Here is a 10,196-nt window from a genome sequence, read left to right as displayed (position 1 = left end):
GCAAAAGAATCAGCATCAGCTAATACCCTCTGACTACTGCCGTACACTCTCCAGTTAACATTACTATTACTGCTATTGAGATAATCAAAGAATATTTGTTGTCCTGCATTACCACTAAAGCGATAGATTTTTCTAGTTAATCTGGAGTTGAGTGTACCTGTAATCGGATTAGCAGTATTAAACTGGAGTGGTTCAGTATTGACTGCTAAATCTAATAGTTGAAATTTATAATCGCCAACTGTTTGACTACCGCTACTAATAATTAGTTGATAGATGCCTTGTTCACTCAGTATGATAGGCATCAAATCATTACGTACACTTTGATTAAAAATCGTATTTTGACTAGGACTAACCAAGCGGACATTGATACCAGAAGGGGAATTAAACAGACTGTCAAAAACTAACTGTTGTCCGATGCTTCCTGTAAAGGTGTAAATTTGCTGTTCTGCTGGTGTTAATAGTTTACCTTCGACAACATTACCGATAATTAAATCTTGGGTAGTAGTCGTGATTGTTGAGACTCTAAAACTATAATTGATGTCACTAGCTGGACTGCCATCCAAAATTAACCAATAGTCACCCGTTTCGGGGATAACAAGCCTAAAATCAGTCAAATAATCAGAGTAAGTCAGTACCTTTTGACTACTGCCATACACTGACCAACGCACACTAGAATTACTAATATTGATTTGATCAAAGAATAATTCTTGTCCAGTAGTACCACTAAAACGATAGATTTTTGCTGTCACTCCTAAGCTGAGTGTGCCTGTGATGGGATTGGTAGTATTAAACTGGAGTGATTCGGTATGTACTGCTAAATCTAACAACCTAAATTTATAATCCCCAACAGCTTGGTTAGTGCTACTAAAGATTAGTTGATAGCTGCCTTGTTCGCTGAGTATGATGGGAATCAATCCGTTAAAGGATTGATAGTCGTTGTTTGCACTTTGGTTAAAAATAACATTTTGGGTGGGACTGACTAAGCGGACATTGATTCCAGAAACGGAATTGAATAAACTATCAAATACCAATTTTTGTCCGATGCTTCCCTGGAAGGTATAAACCTTTTGTTCTCCTGGTGTAACTAGCAAGCTTTCTACAGAATTACCCAGAGTTAAGGGAATTGAATTAGCTGGTGGGAGAACAACAGGCGCGTCATTAACTACATTATTAACAGTGAAAGTATAGGGTGTACCATTGTTGGTATTACCGATGACAGCTAGTACATAGTCGCCTGTACTGGGTAAGAGTGTCTGAAAATCTTGGTTAACTCCTATCGATGCGATGACAGCGTTATCAGATCCATACAGTATCCAAGTACCACTTGTAGAGACGTTGGTGGCAGAATCCAACAGTAAACGCTGTCCAGCACTGCCACTGATAGAATATAAATCTATTTCTTTGCCGTTATCGAAAGTATGAGATTTTGTTTGTCCTAGTGTGATGGAATTTTGAGAGGCGATCGCACCCACATCTAGTAATCTAAAACTATAGCTGCCTGTATTCTCACCACTCGGATCTAATACGATGCTATAAGTTCCCGTTTCGGTAAAGGTGATAGGCTGAGAATCTGCGTTAACTACAATATCAAACAGTTCTACATTTGTCGGACTCAATAAACTGGCACGAATGCTATTATTAGATGTAGCTAACCCATCAAAAATTAACCGTTGTCCAGTAGTCCCACTAAAGGTAAAAACTTGTCTTTCTCCAGGTTCGGCAATTGTTCCTGTTAATGTTCGACCTAACAGAAAATCATTAGTTAAACTCGTCATTCCTACCAGTTGGCTGTTTATCTCTCCTCCGGTAAGGGCATCTTGATTTAAGGCAGTTTGCTGGTTATTCCCCTCATCAAAAATTAAGCTTGTTACTTCATAACTATTGATTTGTGCGGATGTAAGCGGTTGGTAATCAGTAGCACCGTTGACTTGTGAAGTGGGAAATAAAATTGTATCAGTCTGCTGCTCTTGTGAAGGAGAACTAATACCAAACTGGGAATCATTGGAGTTATCGTTGAAGCTACTGTTTTCCGCTAACATCTCTGCTTGTGATTAAAATAAATTCTTAACGTTAAATTAAGGCAACACAAATTTTTGTAACTATAAAGTTACATTTACTCAAAGAAAATATTAGTCCAAGATTAATCCACTTATTAGCCAGCAAATACGCCAAATATTGGGTTTGTTTCTTAAATCTTGGCAATCAGCAATTACTCACGCAACTGATGCACTGCTGCTAACTAACTGTTCACACCTTGGCTCATAATGTTATTCAATAACCCTGATGAATAAAATTCAGTAGCCTTCTTCTTACTTGTAGTTTCATATACATTTTATTTCACTAAATAAAATACGTATTGTTAATTTCTTTATTCGTTCCTGATTCTACACGAAATTTAGATTTTAGTTCATTAATATTACTTAAAATTTCCCTGACGATAGTATACCTATCAGGTTGCTGCAATAGGCATAGTTACAGGACAATTGGCTATTTGCTGTATCAGGTTAATTGCTGCTGAAAAAGCATTAACAATGCTAATAACGCTTTCTCATAGCTTTGAGCAGAGAAAAATCGAAATGTTGAGATGTTAAAGTATCATTAATAGCACCAGAAATTTAATTCATTAAAGCAATTACTGTTAGAAAACCAAAGGTCATATCATGTCCATTAGAACAGTTATTATATCTGTGAGGGCTAGGGAACTCTTAACAGGGAACAGGTATCTTTATTCCCAATCGACAGACAAATGCTGATATGATTCAGGCAATTTTTATGATCGTTTTGTAGGTACTTCATCAGAGTTGAATTGCTTATAAAGAGGAGATGTTTCGCATCTGAGGCACCCTACTAATGGACAATTTCTAGACTAAACGGTTTAGTTTTATAAAAAGGTGAAGGGTAATCTTCCGTCTTGGGTGAGTCAAAACCCCAATTCTAGACTAAACGGTTTAGTTTTTAAATGCAGTTTTCCGACTGATAGATATCATATCCGGTTGATTACTGATAATTAACTGAAGATGCAGACTTTTCTCTGACTCCGTTCCCTCACCAAAAAACCTACATCATAAGCGTTGAGCTAGATGTAGGTAGATTGAATATGTTTGTTAACTACAGATTAGAATTGGACAATGTGCGATAGCCATACCCTAGGTGAGAGTCTTTTTGAATCTGTTGTTTAATACTATCGAGATCAAGAAAAGAGTCCGCAACATCTATTAAACAGTCATTAGTCATCGTTCGCAGACTAACAACTTCCACTCGCACGCCTGTACTGGTGACAGCATTGACAGCATAGGCTAAATCTCCATCCCCACTCACTAAAACGGCTGTATCGTAGTAGGGAGCTAAGGTGATCATATCTACAGCAATTTCTACATTCAAACTCGGTTTTTTGGTATTATCTGTTGGCTGTACGTCTTTTGTAACTACACGATAGCCATTACGACGCATCCAAAATAAAAAGCCTTGTTGCTTATCATTGTTACGTGAACGAGTGGCAGTCTGGCGTGATATATCAATCCCAGTGTAGAAAAAAGCACGTAATAACCGTGAACCAGAAGTTAAACGACAGAGTAATTTAAGATAGTCAATTTCAATGCCTAGTTGCAAAGCAGCATGAAAGAGATTAGCACCATCGATGAAAATAGCAACTCGACCACGATTTAAGTCATTAGTAACAGCATAATCAGCCCTTGGTTGTCGCTGTCTGGAAGATTCATTGTGGTTGCTGTTTTTTATCTGAATTTTACCTGGCGAATGAGGTTCTTCAGCAAGCGGTCTATAAGAATTGTTTACTTTGGTAAAACCAGTGTTAGTCATTGATTCCTCTGGATTTTAAATTTGGCAAGGCTGTTGGCACTATTGGCAATAGAGCGTCTATACTGATTGATCAGCACAGCAAAAAATGATTTGCAGTCACTTGACACCAACACTCTCAAATCCTGTTCACTGCTTAGATTTCAAAGTTTCATGACTCAGAGTCATTCACACACCAAATTAGATAGTTAGTATTCTTGGAGATTCCTGAAACAGCCTCAGAATCGACGCTGTTCATCAACCATCCAAAATTGGTGTAACTCTTGTCAAAACAAGTTTTACCAGATATCCCCTCTGTTGATATGCTGCCCTTTTTATCCCACTACAGCACATTAACTTGACCCAAGGGGTAAGCAACTGGGCGAAAACAACTTGCTGTCATGGTCAGCCTCGGCAAAAGCCATTGGCATCTTATTCTTATTGTACCTCTGTCTTTAAGAAGCCTTACATTAAGCTAATATTTATATCTTGACTTAACAAGATTCGTGAAACATAGCTATGGTAAAGATTTGATTACAAAGAATTATATTTATTTTGTTTTAAGAATCAGTAAATCTTTACATTTCTGGGTTGCTATGAGTATATATTGGTGTTTGTAGGCATTAAGGAGATTTTTGAGGAAAAATTCTGTAGGTATGTGAGGTTTATGTCAGGATTTGCGCGTTTTTGTTGGAGAAATTAGCCGTAACTTATCATAATATGGCGGTGCGTTGCGCTTTGCTTGAACGCACCCGACAATTTAAGGTTTACTATAGCATTATGCTGGATGTAAATATTAGTTACTAAATTGGGAAATTTATCCAGCAGCTAACTTTGATATTGCAAGCGATCGCCCTCAGCAATCTGATACTATTACTTATAATCAAACAACAGATTTTACTCCCAAGATAACCGTAATTAATCATTATTTGTACGACTGATACTAATCAACTTAACCGAAGAGTGTTTCTTTAGATGGAGGGAATAAACGTGATTAACCAGCTAAATTTATGTTTAGATTAGTCCACAATTAAATGTCTTTGATAATCTCCTCTGAGGTGTCCGACTCGGAGGTTATTTTTTGTTATTTGTTGTAAACATTTATATATTTTTAAAAAAAGACCCCCGGTAATGAGCCGAGGGATTCTGCAAGTCGGTATTGTCGCACAAAGACATTCGCGAATTCCACAATAACAACCATCACATTAGAGAATGTGCCAATTTGCCAAAAGGTGGGGACTGGGTATTGGAAGGGACTGGGGACTGGGGACTGGGTAAAAGTTATTCTTCCCCTGCTTCCCCTGCTTCCTCATCTCTGTGGGTAGATATTCAACCATCAACCCGCCAGCAAGTTTAAAATTGAAAGTAAAGAAATGTTGCTGGGCTTAGGGGAATGAAACGCATCGTTTTAATTGCTGGGTTTGAATCGTTTAACGCTGACTTGTACAGGAAAGCTGCTTGCTTGGCTAAATCTCGCTGTGGTGATTTGGATATTCGAGTATTTAGCGATCGCGATATTATAAGTATTCGCCCAGAAGTAGAAGCAGCACTACAAGGCGCGGATGTGTTTTTTGGTAGTCTACTATTTGATTATGACCAAGTTTTGTGGCTGCGCGATCGCATCGCCCAAATACCCATCCGCCTAGTCTTCGAGTCAGCCTTAGAATTGATGAGTCTAACCAAACTCGGTGCATTCGCCATTGGCGACAAACCCAAAGGAATGCCCAAACCCGTTAAATTCATCCTCGACAAATTCAGCAACGGACGGGAAGAAGACAAACTTGCCGGCTATATTAGTTTCTTAAAAATCGGCCCCAAACTCTTGAAATTCGTGCCAGTGCAGAAAGTCCAAGACTTACGCAACTGGTTAATTATCTACGGTTACTGGAACGCCGGCGGCACAGAAAACGTTGCCGCATTATTCTGGACACTAGGAGAAAAATACCTAGGCTTAAAAGTCGGTGACATCCCCCCACCCATCGAAACCCCCAACATGGGTTTACTACATCCCGACTATCAAGGTTTTTTTACATCCCCCACAGCATACCTAGAATGGTATCACCAGCAGCGCATAGAAAAACATCCCCAGTCCCCAGTCCCCAGTCCCCAGTCCCCAGTCGCCGCCATTCTCCTCTACCGTAAACACGTCATCACCAAACAACCCTACATTCCTCAACTAATTCGCCGTTTTGAAGAAGCGGGTTTGATACCTTTACCCATATTTATCAACGGTGTAGAAGGTCACGTAGCGGTAAGAGACTGGATGACAACCGACTACGAACTGCAACAACGACAACAAGGTAAGATTGAAACCCCCTCACTTTCACCAGAAGCCGTGAAAGTTGATACAATTGTTTCTACAATTGGCTTTCCCCTTGTCGGGGGGCCAGCCGGTTCAATGGAAGCAGGTCGTCAGATAGAAGTCGCCAAGCGCATCCTCACCGCTAAAAATATCCCCTACATCGTCGCCGCACCTCTATTAATTCAAGACATCCACTCTTGGACTCGTCAAGGTGTGGGTGGTTTGCAAAGTGTGGTATTGTACGCCTTACCAGAATTAGACGGTGCCATTGATACTGTTCCCCTCGGCGGTTTAGTGGGTGAAGATATTTATTTAGTTCCTGAAAGAGTGCAGCGTCTGATTGGCAGAGTGAAAAACTGGGTAGAGTTGCGTCAAAAACCACCCGCAGACCGGAAAATTGCCATTATTTTATATGGGTTTCCTCCTGGTTATGGTGCAGTAGGTACGGCGGCATTATTAAACGTTCCCCGCAGTTTAATTAAACTACTCCACGCCCTCAAAGACCAAGGTTACAACGTCGGCGAAATTCCAGAAGATGGCGAAGAATTAATACGTCAGGTAAAAGCAATTGATGAAGAAATGGAGAGATGGGAATTAAATAAGCCTTTCCCCTCCTCAGCTACTACTGTCAACGCCCGTAAACTAGAAAAATGGTTGGGATATCTCCGCACATCTCGCATTGAAAAACAATGGAAATCTCTGACAGGAAGCGGAATAAAAACCTATGGTGAGGAATTACATATTGGTGGTGTGCAGTTAGGAAATGTTTGGATAGGTGTACAGCCACCTTTGGGAATACAAGGCGACCCCATGCGGTTAATGTTTGAACGAGATTTAACACCCCATCCTCAATACGCGGCTTTTTATAAATGGTTGCAAAATGAACTTCAAGCCGATGCAGTAGTTCACTTTGGGATGCACGGCACTGTAGAATGGTTGCCGGGTTCACCTTTAGGAAATACGGGTTATTCTTGGTCTGATATTCTGTTAGGAGATTTGCCGAATCTCTATATATATGCTGCTAATAATCCTTCAGAATCAATTTTAGCGAAACGTCGCGGTTATGGGGTGTTAATTTCTCACAATGTCCCGCCTTATGGTCGGGCTGGTTTATATAAGGAATTGGTAGCATTACGAGATTTAATTTCTGAATATCGCGAAGACCCGCAAAAGAATTATGTCCTCAAGGAAGGGATTTGTAAAAAGATTGTTGATACTGGTTTAGATGTGGATTGCCCATTTGCAGATGCGAAAAAATTGGGTATTCCGTTTACGCCAGAAAATATCAAAATGTTTAGCGGTCATGCTTTTGATGATTATTTGGTGAAGTTGTATGAGTATTTACAAGTTTTAGAAACTCGGCTGTTTTCTTCGGGTTTGCATATATTAGGTGAACCACCAAATGAAGAAGAATTAGCAGCTTATCTCGAAGCTTATTTTGGTAGTGAACAGCCAAGAAACCCAGAGGAAGAACAGCAAATCAAAGATTTGTTACTACAAACTACAGATGAATTAACTAATTTATTACGGGGATTAAATGGGGAATTTATCCCACCTGCGCCGGGTGGTGATTTATTACGAGATGGTGCGGGTGTGTTACCCACAGGTAGAAATATTCATGCTTTAGACCCCTATAGAATGCCTTCTCCTGCGGCTTATGAACGGGGACGAGAAATAGCTCAAAAAATTATCAGTCAGCATTTACAAGAACATGGTAAATATCCCGAAACGGTAGCAGTTTTATTATGGGGATTAGACGCGATTAAAACTAAGGGTGAATCGCTAGGGATTCTGTTAGAATTGGTGGGTGCTGCACCTGTGAAGGAAGGAACAGGGCGCATTGTGCGTTATGAGTTGAAACCCTTAGCAGAAGTAGGACACCCGCGCATTGATGTGTTAGGCAATTTATCAGGAATCTTCCGCGATAGTTTTGTGAATATCATCGAATTATTAGATGATTTATTCCAAAGGGCGGCGGATGCTGATGAACCAGAAGCACAGAATTTTATTAGGAAACACGCTTTAGCTTTAAAGGCGCAAGGTGTGGAAAATACTTCAGCGAGATTGTTTTCTAACCCGGCTGGTGATTTTGGTTCTTTGGTAAATGATCAAGTTGTTGATAGTAACTGGGAAAATGGCGATGAGTTAGGTGAAACTTGGCAAAGTCGCAATGTGTTTAGTTATGGTAGAAAAGATAAAGGGCAAGCTAGACCAGAAGTTTTAAATCAGTTACTCAAGACTAGCGATCGCATCGTTCAAGAAATCGACTCTGTAGAATATGGTTTAACCGATATTCAGGAATATTACGCCAACACAGGCGGATTGAAAAAAGCCGCCGAACAACAAAGCGGTAAGAAAGTCACCGCCAGTTTTGTCGAAAGTTTCTCTAAAGACACCACACCCCGCAACTTAGATGATTTACTCAGAATGGAATACCGCACCAAATTATTAAATCCCAAATGGGCGGAAGCAATGGCTAATCAAGGTTCAGGTGGTGCTTTTGAGATTTCCCAACGGATGACAGCCTTAATTGGTTGGGGTGGTACTGCTGATTTTAAAGATGATTGGGTATACAATCAAGCCGCAGACACCTATGCTTTAGATCCTGAAATGGCGGAGAAATTACGCAAAGCTAACCCCGAAGCTTTTCGTAATATCGTCAGCAGAATGTTAGAAGCACATGGGCGCGGTTTATGGCAAGCTGATACAGATAAGTTAGATAAGTTGCGTCAATTATATGAGTTGACAGATGAACAATTGGAAGGTGTGACAGTTTAGAAAATATCAATCAATTGACTGATTATCTGCCTCGCCCACTCGATAGCTTCCTCTGGCGTAGAGACTTTCCCCTCAGCTTGCGCCACAGCTATCTCTGTCAGTAGTTTACCTACTACTGGCGATGCTGGGATATTTAATGCTATCATTAGATTTTTACCACTTACTAGCTGAGTGGGATGAGCGACCAGATCATCAGGGTTAAGGTAGCGGCTGATCAATGGTGCGTATACCCTCAATGGATTGGTGCCAGAAATCGGCTCTACCAGATTATCGTTTACTAAGGCTAGCACAATTGTAGCCGGCAATACAATTCCTGCCTCTTGGAATAAAAAATACTGTTCTCGCAAGGTATGAGCTAACTTTAGCTGAGGGGATAGTCTAAGAGCAGTGATAACAGCGCGAATTTCAGCGCGGCTATAGGTGAGTTCCTGTAGTTCAATTTCTGCAACGCTGGGATTGGGATGGACAAGACAAGCGAGTTTGGCAATACTTAACCATGTAGTTTTGACTGTATCACGGACTGATTGTTGCAGTTCTCTATCTAGTTGTGCATAGTGTTGTGCAAGTATGCTAGCAACTTGATCGACTGCTGCTAATTTACGAAAACTTTCAGGAGTGGCGTGTTTAAAGAATGCAGTCAGTAAGCCATCTTCAGCCGCTTGAGTTATCCCAGGTGTACCTTGAGAATTGGCTAGTAAATAACCAATTTCTACTCTCACTCGTTCGGCGGCAACTTGGGATATCTGCGAAGCTAAAGCACGGATAGTATTTTGGGTGTTGGTTTCAATGATAAATCCTAGTTGAGCAGCTTGGCGATAGGCACGTAATAGGCGTAGCGGGTCGTCTTGTAAATTGCTGGGTGATATCATGCGTAATAGACCTAACTGTAAATCATCACAGCCATGTAGGGGGTCGATGATTTCTTGGCTGTGGGGATTGTAGGCGATCGCATTAATGGTATAATCTCTCCTATATAAGTCAGTCTCTAAACTCTCGCCTTCCTGTTGGGCAAAGTCAGCCGTAGCATCAGGAAACACCACCCGCGCAATTCGTCTTTCTGAGTCGAGTAACACAAAACCAGCTTTGTAACGTTGGGCGATCGCTCTGGCTACCTGAACCGCATCCGATGGGATCACAAAATCAAGATCCCAATACTCACGGGTTCTACCTAAAATCCCATCCCGCACCGCACCACCTACCATGTAAGCTGGTTGTGGCAAGCATTCCAGACTAAAAGGCCAATTTTCCGGGACTAGGGTAGAAGGAACTGAGTCAAACATTGTAATAAAAATCAACCCAGCAACAGGTGAATAATCATTGG

Annotated in this window: 5 protein-coding genes; 2 read left to right on the top strand and 3 right to left on the bottom strand. The window is 40.7% G+C overall.

Features of this window, described 5'->3' with window-relative positions; all coding sequences use genetic code 11:
- Positions 1-2,039 (bottom strand): hypothetical protein (locus A3775_RS14070; protein ID WP_197480157.1); only part of this gene is annotated, 2,039 nt, incomplete at its 3' end.
- 1,069 nt (positions 2,040-3,108) lie between these two features.
- Entirely contained in the window at positions 3,109-3,819 is a 711-nt protein-coding gene (locus tag A3775_RS14065) for an NYN domain-containing protein (RefSeq protein ID WP_066380306.1), read from the bottom strand.
- Between the two features lie 1,198 nt (positions 3,820-5,017).
- On the opposite strand from A3775_RS14065, the gene A3775_RS25255 reads away from it, so the two are divergent.
- Both A3775_RS25255 and bchH read left to right on the top strand, forming a co-directional pair.
- Positions 5,018-5,152, top strand: a complete 135-nt coding sequence (locus tag A3775_RS25255) for a hypothetical protein (RefSeq protein ID WP_255363864.1) — start codon at positions 5,018-5,020, stop codon at positions 5,150-5,152.
- A gap of 36 nt (positions 5,153-5,188) precedes the next feature.
- Positions 5,189-8,875, top strand: coding sequence for a magnesium chelatase subunit H (bchH, locus tag A3775_RS14060; RefSeq protein ID WP_066425473.1), 3,687 nt, complete (start codon positions 5,189-5,191; stop codon positions 8,873-8,875).
- Here bchH and A3775_RS14055 read toward each other — a convergent pair.
- The gene (locus tag A3775_RS14055; protein WP_197480156.1) at positions 8,872-10,155 is read right to left on the bottom strand and encodes a CCA tRNA nucleotidyltransferase; all 1,284 of its coding nucleotides are present in this window, start codon (positions 10,153-10,155) and stop codon (positions 8,872-8,874) included. The two genes, bchH and A3775_RS14055, sit on opposite strands and share 4 nt — an antisense overlap.
- Positions 10,156-10,196: the final 41 nt, after the last annotated feature.

The organism is Anabaena sp. 4-3, assembly GCF_001597745.1.
Classification (GTDB): Bacteria; Cyanobacteriota; Cyanobacteriia; order Cyanobacteriales; family Nostocaceae; genus Trichormus.
The sequence above is the reverse complement of the archived record's forward strand: the minus strand, read 5'-3'. Positions and strand labels throughout refer to the sequence as shown.